21 protein-coding genes, 1 tRNA gene and 2 pseudogenes are annotated in these 21,814 nt (G+C 59.3%); 11 read left to right on the top strand and 13 right to left on the bottom strand.

Annotation, left to right across the window (positions count from 1 at the left end; translation table 11 throughout):
- Positions 1 to 267 precede the first annotated feature (267 nt).
- The 4 genes and pseudogenes from AXE86_RS05475 to AXE86_RS05490 all read left to right on the top strand — a co-directional run bounded on the left by AXE86_RS05475 (position 268) and on the right by AXE86_RS05490 (position 4,124).
- A pseudogene (locus AXE86_RS05475) lies at positions 268 to 1,986 on the top strand (diguanylate cyclase).
- Between the two features lie 223 nt (positions 1,987 to 2,209).
- Positions 2,210 to 2,716 (top strand): DUF805 domain-containing protein, encoded by a 507-nt coding sequence (locus AXE86_RS05480; protein WP_061945405.1) that lies wholly within the window; start codon positions 2,210 to 2,212, stop codon positions 2,714 to 2,716.
- 9 nt (positions 2,717 to 2,725) lie between these two features.
- Complete coding sequence (locus AXE86_RS05485) at positions 2,726 to 3,880, top strand: DUF805 domain-containing protein (protein ID WP_061945407.1); 1,155 nt, start codon at positions 2,726 to 2,728, stop codon at positions 3,878 to 3,880.
- Positions 3,861 to 4,124 (top strand): zinc ribbon domain-containing protein, encoded by a 264-nt coding sequence (locus AXE86_RS05490; RefSeq protein ID WP_198145307.1) that lies wholly within the window; start codon positions 3,861 to 3,863, stop codon positions 4,122 to 4,124. The genes AXE86_RS05485 and AXE86_RS05490 overlap by 20 nt, the downstream gene beginning before the upstream one ends.
- Before the next feature lie 92 nt (positions 4,125 to 4,216).
- On the opposite strand, the gene AXE86_RS05495 is transcribed toward AXE86_RS05490, so the two are convergent.
- The 3 genes from AXE86_RS05495 to AXE86_RS05505 form a co-directional block, all read right to left on the bottom strand.
- Positions 4,217 to 4,293: transfer RNA gene (locus AXE86_RS05495), tRNA-Arg, on the bottom strand.
- A 270-nt stretch (positions 4,294 to 4,563) separates the two neighbouring features.
- On the bottom strand, positions 4,564 to 4,782 hold the full coding sequence (locus AXE86_RS05500; RefSeq protein ID WP_061945412.1) for a DUF2922 domain-containing protein: 219 nt from the start codon (positions 4,780 to 4,782) through the stop codon (positions 4,564 to 4,566).
- Between the two features lie 47 nt (positions 4,783 to 4,829).
- Positions 4,830 to 5,045 (bottom strand): DUF1659 domain-containing protein, encoded by a 216-nt coding sequence (locus tag AXE86_RS05505; protein ID WP_009753423.1) that lies wholly within the window; start codon positions 5,043 to 5,045, stop codon positions 4,830 to 4,832.
- 252 nt (positions 5,046 to 5,297) lie between these two features.
- On the opposite strand from AXE86_RS05505, the gene AXE86_RS05510 reads away from it, so the two are divergent.
- From AXE86_RS05510 to AXE86_RS05520, 3 genes are all read left to right on the top strand, one after another.
- Positions 5,298 to 5,810 (top strand): hypothetical protein, encoded by a 513-nt coding sequence (locus tag AXE86_RS05510; protein ID WP_061945414.1) that lies wholly within the window; start codon positions 5,298 to 5,300, stop codon positions 5,808 to 5,810.
- A gap of 66 nt (positions 5,811 to 5,876) precedes the next feature.
- Positions 5,877 to 6,314 (top strand): Rrf2 family transcriptional regulator, encoded by a 438-nt coding sequence (locus AXE86_RS05515; RefSeq protein WP_198145294.1) that lies wholly within the window; start codon positions 5,877 to 5,879, stop codon positions 6,312 to 6,314.
- A gap of 84 nt (positions 6,315 to 6,398) precedes the next feature.
- Complete coding sequence (locus tag AXE86_RS05520; RefSeq protein ID WP_061945418.1) at positions 6,399 to 6,842, top strand: metal-dependent hydrolase; 444 nt, start codon at positions 6,399 to 6,401, stop codon at positions 6,840 to 6,842.
- Between the two features lie 65 nt (positions 6,843 to 6,907).
- Here AXE86_RS05520 and AXE86_RS05525 read toward each other — a convergent pair whose 3' ends face one another.
- Positions 6,908 to 8,092: an iron-containing alcohol dehydrogenase gene (locus tag AXE86_RS05525; protein WP_061945420.1), complete on the bottom strand. Its 1,185-nt coding sequence runs from the start codon at positions 8,090 to 8,092 to the stop codon at positions 6,908 to 6,910.
- 173 nt (positions 8,093 to 8,265) lie between these two features.
- On the opposite strand from AXE86_RS05525, the gene AXE86_RS05530 reads away from it, so the two are divergent.
- Both AXE86_RS05530 and AXE86_RS05535 read left to right on the top strand, forming a co-directional pair.
- On the top strand, positions 8,266 to 9,813 hold the full coding sequence (locus tag AXE86_RS05530; RefSeq protein ID WP_061945422.1) for an SLC13 family permease: 1,548 nt from the start codon (positions 8,266 to 8,268) through the stop codon (positions 9,811 to 9,813).
- Between the two features lie 64 nt (positions 9,814 to 9,877).
- Positions 9,878 to 10,387, top strand: a complete 510-nt coding sequence (locus tag AXE86_RS05535; protein ID WP_061945424.1) for a DUF3601 domain-containing protein — start codon at positions 9,878 to 9,880, stop codon at positions 10,385 to 10,387.
- Positions 10,388 to 10,448: 61 nt separating this feature from the next.
- On the opposite strand, the gene AXE86_RS05540 is transcribed toward AXE86_RS05535, so the two are convergent.
- The 5 genes and pseudogenes from AXE86_RS05540 to AXE86_RS05560 all read right to left on the bottom strand — a co-directional run bounded on the left by AXE86_RS05540 (position 10,449) and on the right by AXE86_RS05560 (position 15,422).
- On the bottom strand, positions 10,449 to 10,925 hold the full coding sequence (locus tag AXE86_RS05540; protein WP_061945426.1) for a deoxycytidylate deaminase: 477 nt from the start codon (positions 10,923 to 10,925) through the stop codon (positions 10,449 to 10,451).
- Between the two features lie 596 nt (positions 10,926 to 11,521).
- Positions 11,522 to 12,193: a cyclically-permuted mutarotase family protein gene (locus tag AXE86_RS05545; RefSeq protein WP_232294931.1), complete on the bottom strand. Its 672-nt coding sequence runs from the start codon at positions 12,191 to 12,193 to the stop codon at positions 11,522 to 11,524.
- A 54-nt stretch (positions 12,194 to 12,247) separates the two neighbouring features.
- The gene (locus AXE86_RS05550; RefSeq protein ID WP_232294932.1) at positions 12,248 to 13,903 is read right to left on the bottom strand and encodes an FAD-binding protein; all 1,656 of its coding nucleotides are present in this window, start codon (positions 13,901 to 13,903) and stop codon (positions 12,248 to 12,250) included.
- A 77-nt stretch (positions 13,904 to 13,980) separates the two neighbouring features.
- Entirely contained in the window at positions 13,981 to 14,664 is a 684-nt protein-coding gene (locus AXE86_RS05555) for an MgtC/SapB family protein (protein WP_050342216.1), read from the bottom strand.
- A gap of 255 nt (positions 14,665 to 14,919) precedes the next feature.
- Positions 14,920 to 15,422 (bottom strand): annotated as a pseudogene (locus AXE86_RS05560) (CYTH domain-containing protein).
- Between the two features lie 376 nt (positions 15,423 to 15,798).
- Here AXE86_RS05560 and AXE86_RS05565 point away from each other — a divergent pair.
- Both AXE86_RS05565 and AXE86_RS05570 read left to right on the top strand, forming a co-directional pair.
- Complete coding sequence (locus AXE86_RS05565) at positions 15,799 to 17,109, top strand: LCP family protein (protein ID WP_061945428.1); 1,311 nt, start codon at positions 15,799 to 15,801, stop codon at positions 17,107 to 17,109.
- Positions 17,110 to 17,236: 127 nt separating this feature from the next.
- A complete protein-coding gene (locus tag AXE86_RS05570) occupies positions 17,237 to 18,481 on the top strand; it encodes an NAD(P)-dependent malic enzyme (protein ID WP_061945430.1) in 1,245 nt (414 codons plus the stop codon).
- A gap of 64 nt (positions 18,482 to 18,545) precedes the next feature.
- Here AXE86_RS05570 and AXE86_RS05575 read toward each other — a convergent pair whose 3' ends face one another.
- The 4 genes from AXE86_RS05575 to AXE86_RS13200 all read right to left on the bottom strand — a co-directional run bounded on the left by AXE86_RS05575 (position 18,546) and on the right by AXE86_RS13200 (position 21,603).
- Entirely contained in the window at positions 18,546 to 19,352 is an 807-nt protein-coding gene (locus AXE86_RS05575) for a hypothetical protein (RefSeq protein ID WP_061945432.1), read from the bottom strand.
- A 10-nt stretch (positions 19,353 to 19,362) separates the two neighbouring features.
- Complete coding sequence (locus AXE86_RS05580) at positions 19,363 to 21,087, bottom strand: O-linked N-acetylglucosamine transferase, SPINDLY family protein (RefSeq protein ID WP_061945434.1); 1,725 nt, start codon at positions 21,085 to 21,087, stop codon at positions 19,363 to 19,365.
- A 21-nt stretch (positions 21,088 to 21,108) separates the two neighbouring features.
- Positions 21,109 to 21,234, bottom strand: a complete 126-nt coding sequence (locus tag AXE86_RS13195) for a secretion protein HlyD (protein ID WP_071884733.1) — start codon at positions 21,232 to 21,234, stop codon at positions 21,109 to 21,111.
- Positions 21,235 to 21,477: 243 nt separating this feature from the next.
- A complete protein-coding gene (locus tag AXE86_RS13200) occupies positions 21,478 to 21,603 on the bottom strand; it encodes a secretion protein HlyD (protein WP_071884746.1) in 126 nt (41 codons plus the stop codon).
- Between the last annotated feature and the right edge of the window lie 211 nt (positions 21,604 to 21,814).

The raw sequence follows: 21,814 nt of genomic DNA on the forward strand, positions 1-21,814 counted from the left end.
CTGATAAAATAAGGTCTGCCGGATTGACGCAGATTTGTCCGAACGCGGCGAACGCCGATGATACCAGCGCATTAGAGGACTGCTGTGCGAAGCGCAAAACTTCGCGCAGCGCCTTTTTTGTATCCCTTCCACTGTATACTTAGATCACTGATCCTGCGGGAATCGTCTTTTCTATTGTTTTATCGCACCTAAATATGCTATAATGTTAGAAAATCCACACAAATTCCTGCGAAAGTCCTTCTCTCCCCCAGAAGGAAGGTGCTCCCCATGATGAAACTCCGCACATTCCTGCAGGACAATGCCGCTGCTCTCCTCTGCACGGTAGCGCTCGCCGCCATTTGCATCATTTCATGGCGTCTCCTCGCAGCGCCCCCCGACTGTCAGCTCCCCCCCACGTATGCCCTCGCGGACACGACCTCCCCGATGCTCCGCGACTTTCGCGCTGACGCGCTCGACTGGCAGCCCTATGACTATCCCGTCCCGCCGCCGCTGCCCACGGATGCATCGGCGGTCTATCTTTCGTAGGAGATCCCGTATGCCTCACAGTTCATGGACGGCAATCTGCTCTTTACCACAACGAATCAGGATATCGCCGTCTACCTCGACGACGACCTCCTCTACCGCTACGGCGACTGGTCGGGGCGCACGGAAACGCGCGGCCGCACGATCCACTATGTCCCCCTCGACAACAAGGCGGCAGGACGGCGGCTCACCATCCTCCTGCACACGACGGATATGGGGCGGCGTGGGAGCATCGACGACTTTGAGATCGACACGACAACGCAGTTCATGAAGAACATCTCCTTCGCCGACGCGATCTACACCTCGGCGCTCTCCATCGCCCTCGCGATGATCGCGTTCCTCAGCCTCAACCTCTCGTGGCGCGCCCTGCACGACGTGCACCGCCGTGCACACATCTACCTCATCGCCTGTCTCGCCGCATTCGCCCTGTGGACGACGGGCAACACCACCCTCTTCCCGCGCATCTTCGGGATGCCCGCACTCTGGTGGGAGCTCCATCTCGCGATGATCTATGCGCTGCCGATCTGCTGGGCGCTCGTCGTGCGCGATATCGCCGCGCCGCAGTACCACGCGCGTGTGAAGAGCATCCTGCACATCTTCGTCGGGATCTTCGCAGCGGTGACCCTCGCCGAACTCATCGGACGAAACGCATACGAAAACGTGCTCCCGTTCTACAACATCCTGCTCTTTGCATCAGATCTCATCCTCATCCATGCACTCCTCCGCTCCCACTGGGCATACCACCCCGCGTGCCGCTACGCTGCCTTTGGCCTGATCGCCTTCGCCGCGCTCTCCATCTTTGACGTACTGCACTGGGAGCACCATCTCTTCACGGGGATTCTCTCCATGGCCGTGTTCTCTGTCTACGCCATGGTTCCGCTCATCCTCCACCTCATCCGCACCCAGATGATGGAGGAGGCGACACTCGAGCGCCAGAACGAGCGCCTCTCACAGGAGCTCGCCGCATCGCAGGACGCCGCCAAGCGCGACTTCCTTACGGGCTGCTACAACCGCCATCAGCTTGACGCGGGCTTTGAGCGATTCTCTACCCTCGCGCACGAGCGCGGGTTTAGGTTCTCCCTTGCCCTCTTTGACATTGACCATTTCAAACAGGTCAACGACACGCACGGGCACCTCGCAGGCGATCAGGTGCTCAGAGACATCGCCGCCATCATCCACGACGAGATCGACCGCCGCCACATCTTCATCCGCTACGGCGGCGACGAGTTCGTCCTCCTCGGCCTGCACTACGACCTCGAGGCGATGACCGCCTTCTGCGAGAGACTGCGCGCCATCCTTGAGGAGCGCATGGGCGGCGTCACGCTCAGCTTTGGCATCTCCACATGGCACGGGGGATGCGACTCCCTCCCCGGGCTCATCGCACGCGCCGACCGCGCCCTTTACCGCTCCAAGGAAAAGGGGCGCAACGCCGTCTCCGACGAGAGCGAGATCGATGCGGCTTAGCGGTATGCGTTCGCCGCCAAGTCAAATGCTGCCGACAAGGGGGCTGTTGCACGAAGCTGCAAACTTCGTGCAACAGCTCCTTTTTTATTCTCTCTTTTGTCTTTAATACTAGATCATATCTTTTTCTTGTGAATCACAGGCGACTATGCTACAATAGCCGCATATTTTGGGAATCGTTTTCCATGAAACAGTGATTCCCTCATCAACGAAAAGGAGAATCATCATGTTCCAAATCGATACCATTCGGGAAATGTTCTTCTCGTGGGAGGGGCGTCTCAACCGCAAGCCCTACATCCTGCGCTGCCTCGCCCTCGGTCTTATCATGACGGCGATCTACAACCTGCTGATGGTGATCGCCTTTACCACGGCGGCGGCACCGATGGGGAATGACCTCCCCATGATGGGCGCATTCAGTGCGACCTATATCCTCTACCTGCCCTTCATCATCTCGGGCTACCTCCTCGCGATCCGCCGTCTGCACGACCTCGACCTCTCGGCATTCTTCATCCTGCTGAGCTTTGTCCCCGTCGTCAGCTTCTTCTTCGCGCTCTACCTCATCTTCAAGAAGGGCACAGAGGGACCGAACGCCTACGGCCCGGATCCGCTCGGCACGGGGGATGAGATCCCCGTATTCACGGCGCCTGTCGCCCATACGACGAACAGCACAGGAATAGATACTGCACAGACAGACAGTGATACATCGCATGACAGCGGCGTATCGCGCAGCTGAGGACTGCGTATGAATCACGCACTCTTTTCTCGCACGGGCAGGCTCACGCGGCGCGACTTCGCTCTGACGCTCGGCGTCATCAGCGGCGGCGTCTTCTTTGCCATGCTCGCGCTCTGCTATCTCCTCTTCCCGCTCACCGCATCCGCTGCGGTGGGCTTTTTCCGTGATTCGACAGAGGTCTTCTTCACCGTCTACATCGCGACGTTTCTCGGGCTCAACCTCCTCCTCTACGCACTCATCCCGCCGCTCGCCATCCCCGCCGTCGTACGGCGTCTGCACGATCTGGGACACGGCGGCGGCTGGGCGGCGCCCATGCTCCTCCTCTGCGTCCCCGTCCTCCTCCTCATGCTCCTGCCCGTATGCATCTTCATCGGCATCCTCAACGAGATGATAGGGCCGTCTTTTCCCCTCTGGAACGGAACAACGGAGGCATTCGCCTCCGCCGTCGCCGCGAGCATGGGCATCGCGCTGCTCCTCTTCTTCCTCCTCTTTCTCCCGCTCGCCTGCTGGCTCGGCTGGCTCTTCCTCAAAAAGGGAAAACCCGAGGCGAACCGCTGGGGCGATCCACCCGTCGAGGAGGTACTGCCGTCCACGCGCGCAGCGTATTTCTCCTGTGCGGGGACGGTGACGCGCACGGCGTTCATCCGCCGCAGCCTCCTCCTCCTCCTCGTGCTGGGGCTTGTCCTCCCGCCGGCGGCACAGCTCATCCTGCAGTCCATGGCCGGCGTGTTCATGATCCTTGTCGCGGCGATTCCGGAGGCAGCGCGGATCCTTGCCACGGTCATCATCATTCTCTTTGTCCTCCCCTTCGTACTCTTTCCGCTCCCCCTCCTGCCGCTCGTACGGCAGCGCCTGCGCACGCTGGGACATTCCCCCTATGAGGCGTTCCTCCCCTTCACCGTACTGCTCCCACCCCTCATCACACCGCTGCCGTTTGCCCAGCTTTTCTCCTCCGAGGTTCTGACGGAGAGTAGTGCCGTCGCGGACGGCGCACTCCAGTCGGCAGTGGACAGCATGATCGGCGTGCCGAGCATCCTCCTCTGGACACTCTGCGGCATCCTCTCGCTCATCGGTATAATCCGACTGCTCGCAAATGACGATATATCCTATAGAAGGGAATCATCCGACGAAAGCGAGGTCCATGATGTACTGCCCAAAATGTGAAAAATTCATCCCCTCCACCGCCACTGCCTGCCCGCACTGCGGCATCCCCATCATCTCGGGATTCTCGCCGAACTACGGCGCGGGCTTCTCCCTCGGCGACGACGACACAGAGAGCCGCAACGACGCGCCCCCGGCGAAGGTCATGAACTCCGACCTCTACGACGACGTGCCCGACACGGATGCACCGCCCACAGAGGGCATCGGCAGCAAGCTAAAGTCGCTCTTCGGATTCGGGAAGAAGTAACACGTCCATAGACAGAAAGCCCCTCGACCGTGTGCGAGGGGCTTTTACACGTAAAAAAGACTCCTCACGATGAGAAGTCTTGTCTGCTTTCATGGTGCGATTGGCGCGAGTCGAACGCGCGACCCTCTGCTTAGGAGGCAGATGCTCTATCCATCTGAGCTACAACCGCAGGAACTACTAGAGTTTACCAAAAACACGCGAAAAGTGCAAGCCGTTCCACGTCTCAGTTCTTTACCAAAGCGTCACATATCTCGCAGCAGGCGCCCCCACCCCCGCTTCGCGGTCCCCCTCCCCCGTGCCGCACGGGGGAGACTTGTGACTACAGTACATTAGCTTCCCCCGCCGTGCGGGGGAAGTGGCGACAGAGCACAAAAAGGGACACTGGACGAAACATTTCGCTTCGTCCAGTGTCCCTCATCATGTCCTGCAAATGCAGTACTCAGGAAAGCTGAGCGCTGTCTACCGTCTGGACACTGATGTCCTTAATGGAGACAGGGTATGCCTCACCGAGCATGATCGCCTTCTTTGCGATGACATCCTGCAGGCAGGTCTCCACCGCCGCCTTCGTCAGATCATCCTTCGGATCCATCAAACTGACCGTGTGGTTCTTGCCCGTCGAGAGTGCCAGCGTCATGCGGAGCTGTTTCTTCGTCGACATGGTCGTACCTCCTTTCTATGTCCTCACATCATCTGCCGCGCGGGGGCTCAGTCCGTCAGGACAGCCGTATCCGTGCGCATCACCTGATCGAGCCCGTGCTTCTGCAGATTCGCGAACCCGCGTCCGACCGCGAGCGCATCCGCATCCGTGAGCACAGGCGCAAGCCCTGCGATCGTGCGGTTCTTATAGAGGTTCTTGCCGTCTGCGCCGACCCCCGTAATCACCTTCAGCGTGAGCTTGCTCGCTGCTTCTTTGCGTGCCATAGATGTCACTCCTTTCCGTTTTGTTCGTCCGCTGTAAGCTGCTTACACCCAAATACCTGCTGCGGCGAAAAAAAAGAAGAGCCTCCATGCAAAATTTTCTTTACATACGAACATATTTTCTCTATAATAGCATTCAGAAAGGAACAGGAGATCCAGAATCGTGTCCCGTGCCTGTGCGCCCCGCCAGCGGCAGGCAGGAGTCATGGAGTCACAGCATTTTGCCGTGATTCCCCCAAACAAAGGAGATCCACTATGAATCGTACGAAAAGAGAATGCCTGATGCAGCGCCTGCCCGCTCCGGCGGACATCCTCGCCCTCATTCCGGCACAGGAGGACGCGACGCGCACTGCCGTGATCTGCGCGCACGGGAGCAGCCTGATGCTCGGCGCCACACCGGAGCACGTGCTCGCCTGTCTCGCCGAGCGCGAGGACAAGGCACTCCGCCTCATCCGACGCAACGCCGCCCGTCTCATGGCACGGCGGCGCAACATTATCCTCCCCATCCTACATGGCTGCGTCCTCACCCCGATCAAGATGTATCACATGCGGCGCGGCGGTATCGGCTACGTCAACACGGCATACGCCGCCCTCGTCCTGCGGCGGCGCGGCACGGGGAGCGACATCGCCCTGCAGAACGGTGACATCATCCACAGCCTGTGGGCGTTCGGCACACTGGAGCGTCACGTGCGCGAGGGGCGCGCCCTCCACTACAAACTTCTCAACGACGTGCGCCGCCAGCTTCGCTTTGCCGAGGACTTGGCGTAGAGAAGTCCCTTGCATTTCTCCTCCATCCATTGTATGATACGAATATCGAACAACGGAGGGTACAATATGCAGATTTCGAGCCGCTTTACCATCGCCGTCCACATCCTCATCTGCGTCGATCTTTTCGGCAAACGTGAGCCCGCGACAAGCGAGTCGCTCTCGGGAAGCATCGGCGCACATCCCGTCGTCATCCGCCGCATCCTCGGTCAGCTCCGCCGCGCGGGGCTCATCACCGTCGCGCGCGGGCGCGAGGGCGGCGCACATATCGCCAAGGAACTCACGGACATCACGCTCACCGACATCTTCTGTGCCGTGGAGAGCATCAGCGGTCAGTCCCTCTTCAGCTTCCATGAGAATCCGAACCCTGCCTGTCCCGTCGGCAGCCACATCCACGATGTACTCGACCATCGCCTCGCAGACATCCAGCACGCCATGGAAAAGAAAATGGAGGAGACCACTCTCGCCGACATCATCAAAGAGGCACGAGAAAGAGCAAACACATAGTTACTTAACGGCTATTGTCTGCACAATATCTATCCGTATAGATTCGATGCCCGTCCCCATTTTCAGAGGAGGAAATACGCCATCATGACATGGGTATCGCACGCTGCACTCACGGGTACGATTGCCTATGCGGTGAGTGCCGATCCACTCGCGGCGGCGGCGGCATGCGTCGGCGCCGTCCTGCCGGACAAGGTGGAGGGCACCCCCGGCAGTGTCGGATGGCGTACATGGCGCAGCCGTCATCGCGGCTGGTCACACTGGCCAATGCTCTATCTCGCCCTCATCGGTGCGCTCCTCCACAGCGAGACGTACATCGGGAGCAGGATGTTCCTCACAGTACTCCTATGGATCTTCCTCGGTGCACTTCTCCACATTGCAGAGGACGCGGTCTGTGGCAAGGTGCCCGCCGTTCTCCCGACGCAGAAGATCGGGATACGGCTCTTTACTGTCGGTTCGCTGCGGGAATACCTATTCACAGCCGTATGTATCGGCATTGTCTATGCAGGAAGTTGTTTTCTGGGGAATTAGTGATAATAAAAAGACCTGTCCGATGAAGCCAAATAGCTTCGTCGGACAGGTCTTTTGCTGATGGCTTAGTGATTTGCCGCCGTGTAGATGGCGATGGCGTCGGCGCGTGTGAGCGGATGGAATACGCCGATGCGGATGCGATCCTCCTGCGTCGCATCATCGGCGAGCTGCTCGATCGTCCCCGCCGAGAGGGTGCCGATCCCCAGCCCGCCGATGCTCGTCGGCATCCCGATGGAGGTGAAGAACTCCTCCATGTGACGGATGCCCGCGCGCGCCCGCTCCTCATCCGTGCCCGCATCAATGTCGAAGAGGTCGGCAGCGAACTGGGCAAAGCGCGCCGGGTCGTAGGGATAGGCAAACCGCGCCCACGATCCCCAGAGCGCAGTGAGCGCACGCCCGTGCGTCACATCATAGTGTGCAGAGAGCGGATGGCTCAGCTTATGTACGGAGAAATCCTTACCGCGTCCAAGTCCTGTCAGGTCATTGTGTGATACACTGCCGCAGAACATGAGTTCACTCATCGCATCATAGTCCTTGCGCGAGACGAGGAGGCGGCGCACGGACTCCATCACGGTGCGCAGGAGGTCAATCGCGACGCGGTCGGTGAAGACGTTCGGCTCCTTGACGTCCGTGAAGAACCGCTCCATCGTGTGCATCATGATATCCGATGCCCCCACGGCGATCTGCTCACGCGGCAGGGTAAAGGCGAGCGTCGGGTTCATAAAGGCGAAGACAGGGCGGTTGAGCGGCGCGTTCAGCCCCAGTTTCTGCCCCGTATCCTCATTCGTCAATACGGCGGAGTCGCTCGTCTCGCTGCCTGCGGCAGGGATGGTGAGCACGGACGCAACGGGCATCGTGCGCGTCAGCTCTGCCTTTTTCGTCCAGATATCCCAGATGTCCACGTCAGGATTTGCGATGCCGTGAGCGACTGCCTTCGCCGAGTCGATCACGCTGCCGCCGCCGATCGCAAGGATGAAGTTCACATCCGCCGCGAGCCCCTCGCGGATCGCCTCACGAACGAACGTAACGCGCGGGTTCGGCTGTACACCGCCCATAACGAGGAACGCCAGCCCCGCCGAGGTCAGATTCATCTCGATGCGCGAGAGCAGCCCCGAGCGCTCCGCGCTGCCGCCGCCGTGGAGAATAAGCACGCGGCGCGCCCCTGCCGCACGCAATTTTGCGGGAACGGCATCCTCCGCCCCCCGCCCGAAGATGATCTCCGTCGGACAATGATAGGTAAAGCTCTGCATGAAACTCCTCCTTTAATTTGGAACGAAACATACCGTATCCTTCTTTATTATAGCAGAATAATCAGGAAAAAATCATATTGGTGTGAAGAAAAGTGTTGCAAAAAGACTTCAAAATTTCGTATAATAAAATACACATAGAAATTATCATTACTTCCGGTAAGGAGGCTGAAAAAATGAGTGGAGATCAAAGCAAAGAAGCCCAACAGATACATGAGGCTGAGCAGAAATTTGATCGCACGCGTCGTCTCGTCGGCTTGTTTGGCGCGCCAATCCTCGCGATTCTGGTGCTCCTGACGCCGATCGACGGACTCACGCTCGCATCCCACAAGCTGCTCGCCATCATGGTTCTGGTGGCACTCTGGTGGATCACGGAGCCCGTGCCCATCCCCGTCACGTCCCTCATCGGACCGACGCTCGCCGTCGTGACAGGTGTGGTCCCGGCAAAGGATGCCTATGCGGCGTTCGCCAATCCGATGATCTTCCTCTTCATGGGTGGATTCATCCTCGCCAAGGCGATGATGGATCACGGGCTCGACAAGCGATTTGCCTACTGGCTGCTCTCGCGCTCGTGGGTCGGCTCGAATCCACGCCGCATTTTCCTCGCGATTGGTCTTGCCGCAGCGCTCTGCTCCGGCTGGGTGAGCAATACGGCGACGGCCGCGATGATGTTCCCGATCGCCCTCGGCCTGCTCGCCGCCGTCAAGGAAATGATGGCCGCGAACGGCAAGGAGATCGACCTGCACGACTACAAGTACGCGACCGGGCTGATGCTCATGACCGCGTATGCCTGCTCGATCGGCGGCGTTCTGACACCGATCGGCACCCCGCCGAACATCATCATGCTCGGCTTCCTCGATCAGATGGCGAACATCCACATCTCCTTCTTTGAATGGATGACATGGGGTGTCATTGCGATGGTGGCCTACTTCATCATCGCCTATGTGGTTCTCATCCGCATGTTCCCGCCCGATGTCGAGCGCATCGAGGGCGCAGAGGAGTTCATTCGCGCACGTGTCGCAGAGCTCGGCGACTGGACGCGCGCACAGAAGAACACGCTCGTCTGCTTCCTCGTCGCCGTCTTCCTCTGGGTGTTCCCGGGCATTCTCTCGATGACGCTCGGCAGCACCTCCCCCCTCCTCAAGATGTATTCGCTCCTCTTCCCTGAGGCAGTCGCAGCAATGGCAGGCGCGCTGCTTCTCTTCCTCCTGCCGATCAACTTCAAGGAACGCAAGTTCACGCTCGAGTGGAAATCGGCCGTGCAGGGCATCGAGTGGGGCACGCTCATCCTCTTCGGCGGCGGCCTCGCGATGGGCGGCATGATGTATAAGACGGGGCTCTCGCAGTGGGTCGGCGACCGCATTGTCGGGATGCTCGGCGGTGAGCCGTCCGAGTTCGCCCTCGTCGCGATCTTCTGCGTGATGGCGTTGCTCCTCTCCGAGCTGACCAGTCACACGGCAGCGACGAACATGATCGGCCCGCTCGCCATTACCGCAGCGGTATCCGCAGGGTTCAGCCCGATCCACGTCGCGATCGGTATCGCCCTCTCTTCGTCGCTTGGCTTCATGCTTCCTGTGTCCACACCGCCGAATGCAATTGTCTATGCATCGGGCTACATTCCCATCACAAAGATGATCAAGACCGGTGTCTACATCGACTTTATCGGCATCTTCTGCGTGACCATCCCGCTCGTGCTCTACTTCGTGGTATGGCTCGTCGGGTAACATCGATACAACGAAACAAAAAAGGAGCTGCTGTGCAGCTCCTTTTCCATGCATGTGAGGAAACATGACCCCCTTTCTCTTCTTTTCCATCATCGCCGCCATCCTCTTCGGCTCATTCTTTCTTGCCGCCTATCTCTACAGTGTAAGGCGACGGCACAAACGAGAGGCACATGATGCATATCTCCGGCAAAAGAAGGAAGAACTGTCCCCCTATGCGTTCTACCGTACGGTGCAGAGTGCCGACAATCAGATATTTTCCTTCGGACACATACAGGCAGGAGACCGTTTTCGTATCCGACGGGACTTCGTCGACCACGGCGGGCAGACGTTTCATGCGGGAGAGACGTATGATTTCGCATCAGCCTTCTTCCTCCCCTATGAAGGCGCCTATACCCTCTTTCTCTCAAGCGACGGCAAAGAGATCACCCGCATGTATCTCCATATCCCCTACGCGAGCATCAAAATCTCCGTCTCTGACCGCAGAGGAGAACTCACACATGAGGAGCTCCCTGCCGAAGAGGACATCTGCTGTCATACGGAGGAATATTTTGAGCTGCTTCTCGCGAGAGAATGACCGCCGCAGCGCCGTATACAAAAAGAGCCGCCATGCGGCTCTTTTTGTACAAGGGAACGACTTACTCCGCCGGCGTAAAGTGAACCGGCACCTCCGTCAGCTCCGTCTCCATGCGGCGGCAGGTGACGTTCGCCGAGGCGAGCATCCGCTTTGAGGCCTTCGTGCTGTCCGTCCCGGCGTACTTGTCCGAGAGGTAGATGACCTCACGGATACCGCTCTGGATGATCGCCTTGCAGCATTCGTTGCACGGGAACAGTGATGTGTAGATACGACAGCCCTTCAGTGAGGTGCTTGCATTGAGGATGGCGTTCAGTTCGGCGTGTACGACATAGGGATATTTCTGCTCGGCGAATTCGCCCGTCCGTCCCCACGGATACTCGCGGTCATCGCAGCCGTTCGGCATACCGTTGTAGCCGACGCCGACGATGTGCTTGTCCTCGTTGACGATGCAGGCGCCGACCTGCGTATGCGGGTCCTTGCTGCGATAGGCGGAGAAGATCGCAACGCCCATGAAGTATTCGTCCCAAGAGATAATCATGCTGCTCTCCTTGCACTGCATACACTTGTTTGCTATAATGAGAAAAGGCACTGCTATCAAAAACGGTAGGCGGCTAATCTCGCCCCCGAAAGGGGGAATATACACATGGATACCTATGAGTTCCTATCATTCCTCATAGTATATACCATACTGATTCTGTCAGTAAAAAGATAAACGAGAAAACCCCGCCTTTCGCTCCAAACCGTAGGCGGGGAATCTCTTTGCTTTAGCGTTAGGGGGCGGCCGCCCATCGGCAGTGCCCTTTTTCTATGTTTATTTTACTTCAATTCGCGCAGTTCGTCAAGGCTTGCACTGCATACACTTGTTTGATATAATGAGAAAAGGCACTGATAGGCGCAGTGGTGACTCAGCCCCCGAAAGGGGGGATCTGTATGGAGACCTACGAGTTCTTGACGTTTCTTGTAGTGTTTACCATCTTAGTCTTATCCGTTAAACGATAAATGAGAAAGCCCCGCCTTGCGCTCCAAACTGCAGACGGGGAACTTCTCGCGTGTATAAGGGGCAACCGCTGAGCGGCAGTGCCCTTTTTCTATGTTTATTTTACTTCAATTCGCGCAGTTCGTCAAGCGTTGCGCTCACTTCACGAAGATTCCGCGATAGAGGCGCGGGCTGCGTACCCCGGGCTTGATCTCGCCGCTGATGGAGTAGAGTGCGCCCTTTGCCATGACGAGTGCCTCACCGCAGGGGGCGGGGAACGGCAGCTGTCCGACGGTGCGCCATGCGTCGGTCTTGGCGTTGTAGACGAGGATGTCGCGATTCCAATGGTAGTCCTCGGGGGACATGGTGAAGTAGTGGGCGCGGAATGCGTCCTTTTCCTCGCCTTGCAGGGTGTTTAGGTTCGATACTGCCCAGTTGTAAATCTCGTGGTTGAAGCCGCCCACGACCAGCATTTCGTCCGCATTGAGACGTACGGAACGCGCACCGAGGAGCGAGACGGGTGTGCCGTTCACGTTCGGCCCCTTGACCTCTGTCCACGCGCGCGTCTTCGGATCGTAGGCATAGCCGTCCGTGTACGCTACGTTCGCGCCGCCGCTGAATACATAGAGCCGCCCACCAAGGAACTCCGCAACGGACTGCTCGCGTGCCTCGCCGGGGAAGTCGGGCAGTGCGGTGAGCGTTCCCGTCCGTACATCGTAGGTGTAGAACTTCTTGCTGAGTGTGCCGTCCTGCTTGCCGCCGCCGAGGTACACTGTGCCCTTGTCATAGGCGGCGACACCGTTCTGGAGGGCAAAGGGCAGGGTGCGCAACTAAGTGTTTGCGTGGAGCATGCATGTTCGTGACATTTGACAAAGACGCTCATATTATTCATGTGTGCGTTCTTCGGAACTTTCGTGCCGCGCCGTGATCGCGCCGTCCGTTTCGGTAACGATGATCCTCTTTTGCTCCGATTTCAGTGTGTCGGGGTGATCCGTGCGGTAGTGTGCGCCCCTGCTTTCCCGTCGGAGCAGAGCTGCTGTCAGAATAGCCGTCGCTGTCTGCAGCTGAGCAGACAGGCGGAGGGCTGCGGCGGCATCCGCTGCAGTCGTCGCGGGGGCATTACGCTCCATCTCCTCCAGTGCATCCGTGCAGAAGCGAATTGCCCGCGTCAGCCCCTCCGCGCTGCGTGCGATCATGGCGTTCTCTGTCATCACGCTGCGGAGACGGCTGCGTATGCCGTGTGCATCGGGGATGCTGCGCACGTGCAGGAGGATCGCATCGTCCGCAGCCATTGTGCTGCCCGCCTCTGTAGCGGCGGATTTGCCCGCGATCTCTCCGAACACCAGCCCGTTTGCACTGGACAGCCCGCCGATCCGATCCGCCCCGTGCATTCCGCCGGTCACTTCGCCGCAGGCATAAAGGCCGGGGACATCCGTTGCGGCATCGCTGTCGATCACGATGCCGCCGTTCGCTGCATGGGCGTACATCCCGATTCGCACGGGATCGTCCGGGGTCAGCCCCTTGTTCTCGCGCAGCCAGTCGAAATAGGTTGCGATAAACTCGGGCGGATTTTGCTTCATCTCGTCCGAATAGCTCACATACGCCCCGCCGCTCTGCTCCGTGCGTGCAATGGCAAAGTCGACCGCGCGATCCGCGCCCGCAGCGGTAAACGGCCCGTGCGTGGAGCGCTGCGCCAGCAGTGCAGCGCGGTTCGGCAGATGCGCCAAGATGTCGTTTCCGTCCGCGTCGCGGAAGGTGGCAAAACGAAAGGTCTTTTCATTGAATACGGTCTTTGGCGCAGGGGAGAGGAAGCCGGGCATCATCTGCATGAACTCCATATTGATGAGCCGCGCCCCTGCCCGCAGTGCCAAGGCGTGCCCCGTCCCCGTGACATCGGCGGTCGTGAGGAAGTTCTGAAACAGCCCGCTGTAGCCGCCCGTGGCGAGGACGACCGCCTTGCTGCGAATGGCGAGGAGCCGGTTCTTCGCCGCGAACACTGCGCCGCACACGCGTCCGCTGCGCTGAACGAGTTCCAATGCCTCATGATGGGGGCAGAGCCGCACCCCGTATTCCGCCAGTTCCTTTTGGAAGACGGTACGCATACGGGCGGCTTCCAGACCGTTCCAATTTCGCCGCTTGTGGTCAAAACAGGGGATAAACTCTTTTTCATCCGATTTTTCCGCCGTCCGCAGCTTTATGCCGCGTGCTTTCAGCGCGTTGATCGCGGGATTGATCTTGTGTACGAAGGTTTTGACGAGCGCGGGTGTCGTCATCCCCGCCCCGACCCGTGCAATGCTTGCGGCAAGGTCGTCCTCGTCCGCCGCGTCCACAGGACCGATCAGCCCCAGTCCCCACGTCCCCGGGAAAAAGCTGGAGCCGGAAAAGATCTCCGTACTGCTCGTGAGCACGACGGCGCAGCCCTCTTTTGCCGCCGCAATCGCCGCACAGATCCCGGCGATGCCCGCGCCGATCACCAGCACGTCACAGTGGTCTTGGGATGGAACAATCATGTGGTCTTTCATCATGTGGTCTTTCATCATGTGGTCTTTCTCCTCATTAGGACAGGTGCTCGGTCAGAGGGACGACACGCCCCCGCAGTTCGGCATATGCTTTGCGTTTACACGACGTCGACGCGCAGCACGCCGTCCACCTGCCGCAGGGCATCGGCGATGAAGGACGGCTTGATGTTCTCACGGTTGTAGACCTCAAAGGTCAGGTAGATGCGCCGCTCTCCGCCCGTCTCTGTCTCCGCCTCGTCCTCGTCCGTCCTGACCTTCATCCCGCGTGAGCGCAGATGGAGATCCTCAATGCAGGCACTGACGCGCATGATCTGCCCGGGCCGATCAATCGTGTGGATGGAGAGGGAGAGGAGGCGTTCATGATCGACCCATGCATCGAGCCGCGAGAGATTCCCGAGGATGAGGAACACAATCGCGGTCGTCACGCTCGCGCCGAGGTAAAACCCCGCGCCGACCGCAAGCCCGACCCCCGCGACCACCCAGAGCGTCGCCGCCGTCGTCAGTCCTGTGACCGTCAGCCCCTCCTTCATGATCGCGCCCGCACCGAGAAAACCGATACCTGAGACCACCTGCGCCGCGAGACGCGCGGGGTCGGCATTCGTCTTGCCCTCCACATTGTCATAGAGCGCCTGCGACATAATCATGATAAGACATGAGCCGAGCGCCACGAGCATATTCGTCCGCAGCCCCGCCGACTTGTTCCGCATCTGCCGCTCATAGCCGATGATCCCGCCCATCACACACGAGAGCACGAGCCGCAGACATACCTCCCACTCCGCCATCAAAACTTCCTCCTAAAATAAACAGAATATATCGTATACGACCTTTTCCATAAGTTATCCCCAACTGTGTAAAACTCTGTGGATAAAATTGTTCAAAAGCCCCCAACTGCCTTTATCCACACATCTTTACACAATGTGCATAATTTTTACGAACGATCCTCCGATTTCTGTGGATAACGTGGATAAATCAGTGGATAACCCCATATATGGGAGTTGATCGGCTGACATTTTCCATATTTTGTAGCAGAATCGGAGCTACTTTTCCACAGGGACACGTGGATATCCGGACTTCTCCTCCGCCGTCCAACAGCGATAAGGATGTACAATCAGTGCCGAATTGTAGTAGCGTTTCTCCCCCGTCACCTCGCGTTCCACCCACTCGGGCAGCGTGACCTCCGCCGTCTCCGACGGCAGTTCCACCTCCGCAACGACAAGCCCCGCGTTCGCTCCGTGGAAAACATCGACCTCCCAGCGGCGCCCTGCGGCATCCATGACATAGCGCGTCTTCTCCACGAGCGGTGGATCGCAGAGCGCGAGCATCGCCCGCGCATCCGTCGGGGGATCTCATACTCATACTCCGCGCGCACCATCCCGCGCGTCTCCCCCTTGACCGTCAGATAGCCGCGCCCGCCGGCGAGACGCACGCGCACCGTCCGCTGCGGATCGCGCGAGAGATAGCCCTGCGCCATCTCCGTCCCCGCACCCTGTGGGCAGAAGTCCACCCGCACCGTAAACTTGCGCTCGATCTCAACGCCCATATTTTCCCTCCTACATTATAGCAGGTTTTCTTTCAAAAATGATGCGGCAAAATAATTTTGTCGGCACGAATCGGCATTTCATCCGACCATGGAAAAAGTAGCGCAGGCTGCATGTTTTTTGCGATTAAACCGAATGGAACAATGAATACAGCCCCATCCTGGCGCCTAGCGCCGGCAAAAACAGCAGATTTCCGCCATTTTCCAAGGAACAATCCCTTGCATATTCGCCGCGTTTGCTATATATTATGTGATACTGAGTAGATATGTACCATCCCTGCGATTTCTACAGTATAATCCACACGCACGCGAAGCGCAACCGCACGGCGCGGAATACACGCGCCCTCCTGCGATGGGGGAGGAAAGGACAGATTCTGCATTGACGACACTACCACCGAAGAGACCAACGGCGAAAAAGAAACGATGGCCCTACATCGTGCTCGGCACGATCCTCATCTTCGTCCTTGCGGCGCTCGCAGGCGTCTTCTTTGCCCAGAGCAGCCTGCTCGACCGCGCCAAGGAGACGCCGAAGGACGAGCTGCTCACCGCCAAGGACAAGGCAACCATCATGATCATGGGCATCGATGAGCGCTCCGACGACGTCGGACGCAGCGACACCCTCATGATCGCAACCATCGACCCGCAGAAAAACGAGGCCTCGCTCCTCTCCATCCCGCGTGACACACGTGTCGCCATCCCGAAAAACGGCTACGACAAGATCAACGCGGCGTACGCCTATGGCGGCGAAAAACTCACCCAGCGCACCGTCGAGGACTTCCTCGGCATCCGCATGGATCACTACGTCATCATCAACACCCACGGCTTCCAAAAGATCATTGACGCCATCGGCGGCATCGACATTGATGTCGAAAAACGCATGTATTACGAGGATCCGTGGGACGACGACGGCGGCCTCGTCATCGACCTGCGCCCGGGACGCCAGCACATGGACGGCAAGACCGCCGTCACCTACGTCCGCTACCGCGACGAGGAGGGCGACATCGGCCGCGTCAAACGCCAGCAGAAATTCATGCGCGCATGCGTTGACGCTGTAACCACCCCCGCCATCCTGCCGCGCCTGCCGGGCATCATCTCGAGCGTCATCGACAGCGTCAAGACCGACCTCAGCGTCCGCCAGATGCTCGAGTTCATCGGTACACTGAAACAGGCACAGGCAAAGGGCCTGCGCACCGACATGGTGCCGGGACGCCCACTCTACATCGAGGGCATCAGCTACTGGATCCCCGACATGGAGCAGCTGCGGCGCAACATGGTCAACACCCTCGGCCTCAGCCTGAATGAGAACGAGCGCAGCCGCATGGAGCGCGCCATCCGCGACTACGAGAACTCCATCCCCGCCGGCGCCACGGAGGTGCCCGAGGGGGACAACAGCATCGGCCGCCGCGTCAGCGGAGACGAGGCACTCGACACACGGAGCCGCAAACACTCCTCCTCCGAGGACAGCAGCAAGACCGAGCGTAAATCCACCGACCAGAAGAGCAGCGACAAGAGCAGCAAAACCCAGAGCACCGACACATCCCCACCGAAAAAATCGGCCGACACCGACACTGGAAGTGGAAACGGGAGCAACAGCCGCCACGCGAGCACGCGCCAGAGCAGCAGTGCCGACAGCGGCGGCGACACCGCAGCACCGCAGCGCAGCGGCGGCAGCCCCGGCAAGGAAAACTAAGAAATCGCTGCACCGATCCAATCACAAAGCATAACGCCCTCTTGCCTCCCCGATGGGGAAGGGGCGCCCTAGAAACGGCGGCAGAGGACATATAGAGAGGACATCCCCAAGGAAAGGAAAATGCACTATGGGAAGCAAATTTGATGCAGAATCACTCGACCTTCATAAGAGCCATCACGGCAAGCTCGGCGTCACGCCGACCGTCCCGCTGAAGACCCGCGACGACCTCAGCCGCGCCTACACGCCCGGCGTCGCCGCACCGTGCCTCGCGATCAAGGAGGATCCCGAGAAGATCTACGACTACACGAGTAAGGGCAACATGGTCGCCGTCGTCACGAACGGCACCGCCGTCCTCGGTCTCGGCAACATCGGCGCAGGCGCAGGCCTCCCCGTCATGGAGGGCAAGGCGATTCTCTTCAAGGGCTTTGCGGGTGTCGACTCCGTTCCCGTATGCGTGAACAGCGAAAAGGTCGAGGACGTCGTCAAAGTCTGCCAGCTCATCGCCCCCACCTACGGCGGCATCAACCTCGAGGACATCAAGGCACCGCAGTGCTTTGACATCGAGAACGAGCTCAAAAAGACCCTCGACATCCCTGTTTTCCACGATGACCAGCACGGCACAGCGATCGTCGTCGTCTCCGCCCTCCTCAACGCGTACAAGTACCTCGGGCGCGACCTCAAGGCGGCGAACATCGTCATCAACGGTGCAGGTGCGGCAGGACAGGCGATTGCGCGCCTCCTCTTTGCCTACGGCATCAAGACCGTCGTCCTCTGCGACACGACGGGCGCGATCTACGAGGGACGCGAAAAGAACATGAACCCGTACAAGGAGAGCCTCGCCAAAGTCTCCAACCATCAGAAGGAGCAGGGCACCCTCGCCGAGGTCATCAAGGGCAAGGACATCTTCATCGGCGTCTCCGCGCCCGGCAGCCTCACCCCCGAGATGATCAAGAGCATGAGCAAGGACCCCGTCGTCATGGCGATGGCGAACCCTGTCCCCGAGATCCTGCCCGACGAGGCAAAGGCAGCAGGCGCACGCATCGTCTGCACGGGACGCTCCGACTTCCCGAATCAGGTCAACAACCTCCTCGCCTTCCCGGGCATCTTCCGCGGTGCACTGGACGTCCGTGCAAAGGAAATCAACGAGGAGATGAAAATCGCCGCCGCTGGCGCGATTGCCTCCCTCATCCACGAGTCCGAGCTGAACGAGACCAACATCATCGCCAGCCCGCTCGACCCGCGCGTCGCACCGACCGTCGCTGCTGCTGTCGCTGAGGCGGCACTCAACACGGGCGTCGCACGCCGCACTGACATCACCCCGTCCGCCGTCGCCGCCCACACGCGCGAACTGCTCGGGCACACCGTCAGCTGAGTAATATAGAAAACGAAAGGGACTGCTATACGAAGCTGCAAACTTCGTACAGCAGTCCCTTATTTTATTTCCGATAATCTCTCACGTGTGCCTTCGCCGCCTTCAGCCGCACCTCAAAATACTGTGCCAGCCGCTCCTCTAGGAGTGCGGCATCCTTCTCCCCCGACGAGTGCCCCGGGTTTGCCTGCAGCGTCTGCGCCCAGTCCTCTCCCGCCCGCAGATAGAACGTCATGATCGGCACCGCGCGCGCCTGCTCCTCTGTGCCCTCCGGCAAACAGCAGAATGTTATCCTGCGCCCATGTGCCTCCGTGAGGAGTGTATCATCGCCCTGCGGGCGATAGAGCGCGTGCAGCGCACGGCACAGATCCACAGCATCCGCTCCGCGTGCCTCATGGAGAAAGATAAAATCGCCCTGATCAAAAAGCGGCTCTCCCTCGTGCATCACATGATTCCCGCGCAGCGCTGCCGCCTCCTCGGGGGACGCCGCCGTGAGATGAACGTCAGCCGCGGCAGCATTCACTGCGGGATAGAGATGGGCGAAATAGCCTCCCGCATACGCCGCAGCGGCATCCGTATCGCGGTAAAGGAATGGATAGGGGAACTGTGCACGCCGAATCTCCGCCGCAGCGGTAAAGCGGATCCCGTTCCCCGCATCATAGAGCGCATAACGATTCCTCTGAAACGGCTTTTCCCGCAGCGTCTGCACTCCCTCCGGCACGACCTGCGCCCCATAGGCATGAAATTTTCCATTCACCATCGCGGCGACCTCATCCGCCGTATAGGGATCGCTGTTTTCCGTGACGAAAAAATCGCAGCCCGACAGCACGGAGCAGAACAGCGCGAGCACCGAAAGACAGAAACGACGCTTCATATCACACCTCTCACGTAGTGCCCGCCGCGCGCACAAATCTCGCCCAGATCGACCGATACGCGTCCTCCACATCATGTACATAGCCTGCGGCATCCGTCAGCGGTGCGTGCCGCAGCATCGTGCGCAGATTCATCCGCAGAGCACGCAGGGTCGCAGGATCGGAGGCAAGCCCCGCCGCGATCCGCACATAGTCCGCCGGCGTCTGCGCGACGAGCTCGGGGAGATGTGCATTCGTGAGGAGACTCGCACCGAACCGTGCGCCGTGGCTCTCCCCTGCAAGCGTCACCACGGGTACGCCCATCGAGAGTGCCTCACAGGTCGTTATGCCGCCCGTATAGGGAAACGGATCGAGCGCGATATCCACATCCCCGTACTCTGCCAGATAACCGCGGCTGAACCCGCGCATCTCGACACGCACGGCGGGAATGCCACAGCGCACGAGACGCTCCGCGACCATAGCGCGCCCCTCCCCATGGTCAAAAATCTTGCCCTTGACGAGGAGACGCGCCCCCGGCACCGCATCCAGCACCTGCCGCCAGAGGCAAAGCACCTCATCCGTCACCTTATTGAAATTATTAAATGAACCGAACGTCACGTGTCCCCTCTGCTCCATCGGCGGAGGCATGACAGGGGGCAGATCATCGGGCAGTGAATAGCAGAAATGACTGTGCGGCAGACGGAGGATCTCCTCCGTCATCGCATCATCTCCCGCCCCCGGCGGATCGACATACACATCCGAGAGCACATAGTCCACCGCAGAGAGCCCCGTCGTGTTAAAGTAGCCGATCCCCGTCACCTGCACGGGCGCTGGGCGGAACGCGAGAACGGGCAGAGAATTTCCCTTTGTATGCCCCGCAAGATCGACGAGAATATCCACCTCGTCACGGCGGATGAGCGCCGCCGCCTCTGCCGCAGAGCAGCCGCGAATATTATGCCACACATCCACAGCGGCACGAAACGTCTCGGAGAGCGCATCCTCTGCGCAGCGCGCGTAGCAATGGACGGCAAATTGAGTGCGGTCATACTGCGTGAGGAGCGGACGCACGAGCCGCCCGACGGGATGCACGCAGAGATCGGGCGAGATATAGCCGATGCGGATGCGCGCATGCCCGCGCACGGCGTCCGCCGCCTCCGCCCGCGGCAGGACATCGGCAAAGAGCGCATCATAGACGTGCGCAAGCCCTGCATAGGCGGGGCGCAGATGGATCGGAAGATAGTTCACGGCAAAGAGCGCGTTGCTGTACTCCACCGCCCCCTGTGTGCGCTCCGTCTCCAGCTGTGCGGACGCGAGAAACGCCGCGACCGCCTCCTGTGCCTCCCCCGCCTCCGTCAATGCCGAACCGAGGAGACTGTACGCACTCGCAAGAAACACCGCATTGTGCGCACGGCACTCCTCCTCCTCTGCCATGCGCCGTTTCAGCATATCGATCAGCGCGCGCAGATGTGCGATCTCCGTCGCGAGCCTCCCCTCCGCGCGGTCGATATAGACCTCCTGCCGCGCGGCGCCCGCATGGTCGGGGCACACAGCGCGGATGCGTGCGACCTCCGCCCGCGCCGCATCGTACGCCCCCGTCTGCGTCAGCGCGGCGGCGAGAATATAGCGCATCTCCGCATCCTCGGGCAGAACTGTCAGCAGCTCCTGCGCGACCTCCGCCGCACGCGCATACTCCCTCTTTTCATAGAGATCATTGGCACGCAGGAGAATCTCCTGCCGCAGTGCCTGCACATCGTCCATACCATCCCGCCTTTCGCAATATTAAGGAAGCACTGACAAATTCGGCACAGCCATCTTGACGTATCTTTTTCGCCCGCTTTTCGTTAGCAAATCCTCCACATAGCCCTCGCTATGCGTCCGGTTTGCTGCCTCAATCGGACAAAAAATCTACGCCAATCTGGCAGACCTCATTTTATCAGCGATTCCTAACCTCTATTCGACGGGAAGAAGAAGAATCCCTTTTCTCCCCTCTCTCAGCAGAGAAGCTCCGCCTTCTAACAAACTATTGCGGAATAATGCAGTGCGCCGCTCCTAAGCGAACCTTAGTGAAGCAAGTGAGTAAAGTATGCGTTTCGCCCCCGGCGCACTTCTTTCGTCCAAGCGAAGCGCGTTTAAGAAGTGCGTCGGTATTTAGGGAAGCACTGATAAATTCGATACGACCATCTTGACGCATCTTTTTCGCCCGCTTATCGTTAGCAAATCCTCCACATAGCCTCTGCTATGCGTCCGGTTTGCTGCCTCAATCGAACAAAAAATCTACGCCAATCTGGCATACCTCATTTTATCAGCGCTTCCCTAGGCGAATAAGCATACGATCACTTGCGCAACGAGGTGTTCGCGTGGAGCGCGCACAGAGAATATCTCCGCCTTGCGCAATACGGTGTTACCCCACGCCCCCAAACATAGACTTTTCCCCGCGAAAATGCTATACTTAGTATGTATTTTTATGAAACGAACACGGAGAGGT

Origin of the sequence: Selenomonas sp. oral taxon 136 (genome assembly GCF_001554015.1) — a bacterium.
GTDB lineage: Bacteria > Bacillota > Negativicutes > Selenomonadales > Selenomonadaceae > Centipeda > Centipeda felix.

What these genes read in the sequence shown, in the direction of transcription:
- AXE86_RS05480 (WP_061945405.1), top strand. Translation starts at nt 2,210, where the DNA reads ATGTTCCAAATCGATACCATTCGGGAAATGTTCTTCTCGTGGGAGGGG.
- AXE86_RS05485 (WP_061945407.1), top strand. Translation starts at nt 2,726, where the DNA reads ATGAATCACGCACTCTTTTCTCGCACGGGCAGGCTCACGCGGCGCGAC.
- AXE86_RS05490 (WP_198145307.1), top strand. Translation starts at nt 3,861, where the DNA reads ATGTACTGCCCAAAATGTGAAAAATTCATCCCCTCCACCGCCACTGCC.
- AXE86_RS05500 (WP_061945412.1), bottom strand. Translation starts at nt 4,782, where the DNA reads ATGTCGACGAAGAAACAGCTCCGCATGACGCTGGCACTCTCGACGGGC.
- AXE86_RS05505 (WP_009753423.1), bottom strand. Translation starts at nt 5,045, where the DNA reads ATGGCACGCAAAGAAGCAGCGAGCAAGCTCACGCTGAAGGTGATTACG.
- AXE86_RS05510 (WP_061945414.1), top strand. Translation starts at nt 5,298, where the DNA reads ATGAATCGTACGAAAAGAGAATGCCTGATGCAGCGCCTGCCCGCTCCG.
- AXE86_RS05515 (WP_198145294.1), top strand. Translation starts at nt 5,877, where the DNA reads ATGCAGATTTCGAGCCGCTTTACCATCGCCGTCCACATCCTCATCTGC.
- AXE86_RS05520 (WP_061945418.1), top strand. Translation starts at nt 6,399, where the DNA reads ATGACATGGGTATCGCACGCTGCACTCACGGGTACGATTGCCTATGCG.
- AXE86_RS05525 (WP_061945420.1), bottom strand. Translation starts at nt 8,092, where the DNA reads ATGCAGAGCTTTACCTATCATTGTCCGACGGAGATCATCTTCGGGCGG.
- AXE86_RS05530 (WP_061945422.1), top strand. Translation starts at nt 8,266, where the DNA reads ATGAGTGGAGATCAAAGCAAAGAAGCCCAACAGATACATGAGGCTGAG.
- AXE86_RS05535 (WP_061945424.1), top strand. Translation starts at nt 9,878, where the DNA reads ATGACCCCCTTTCTCTTCTTTTCCATCATCGCCGCCATCCTCTTCGGC.
- AXE86_RS05540 (WP_061945426.1), bottom strand. Translation starts at nt 10,925, where the DNA reads ATGATTATCTCTTGGGACGAATACTTCATGGGCGTTGCGATCTTCTCC.
- AXE86_RS05550 (WP_232294932.1), bottom strand. Translation starts at nt 13,903, where the DNA reads ATGATGAAAGACCACATGATGAAAGACCACATGATTGTTCCATCCCAA.
- AXE86_RS05555 (WP_050342216.1), bottom strand. Translation starts at nt 14,664, where the DNA reads ATGGCGGAGTGGGAGGTATGTCTGCGGCTCGTGCTCTCGTGTGTGATG.
- AXE86_RS05570 (WP_061945430.1), top strand. Translation starts at nt 17,237, where the DNA reads ATGGGAAGCAAATTTGATGCAGAATCACTCGACCTTCATAAGAGCCAT.
- AXE86_RS05575 (WP_061945432.1), bottom strand. Translation starts at nt 19,352, where the DNA reads ATGAAGCGTCGTTTCTGTCTTTCGGTGCTCGCGCTGTTCTGCTCCGTG.
- AXE86_RS05580 (WP_061945434.1), bottom strand. Translation starts at nt 21,087, where the DNA reads ATGGACGATGTGCAGGCACTGCGGCAGGAGATTCTCCTGCGTGCCAAT.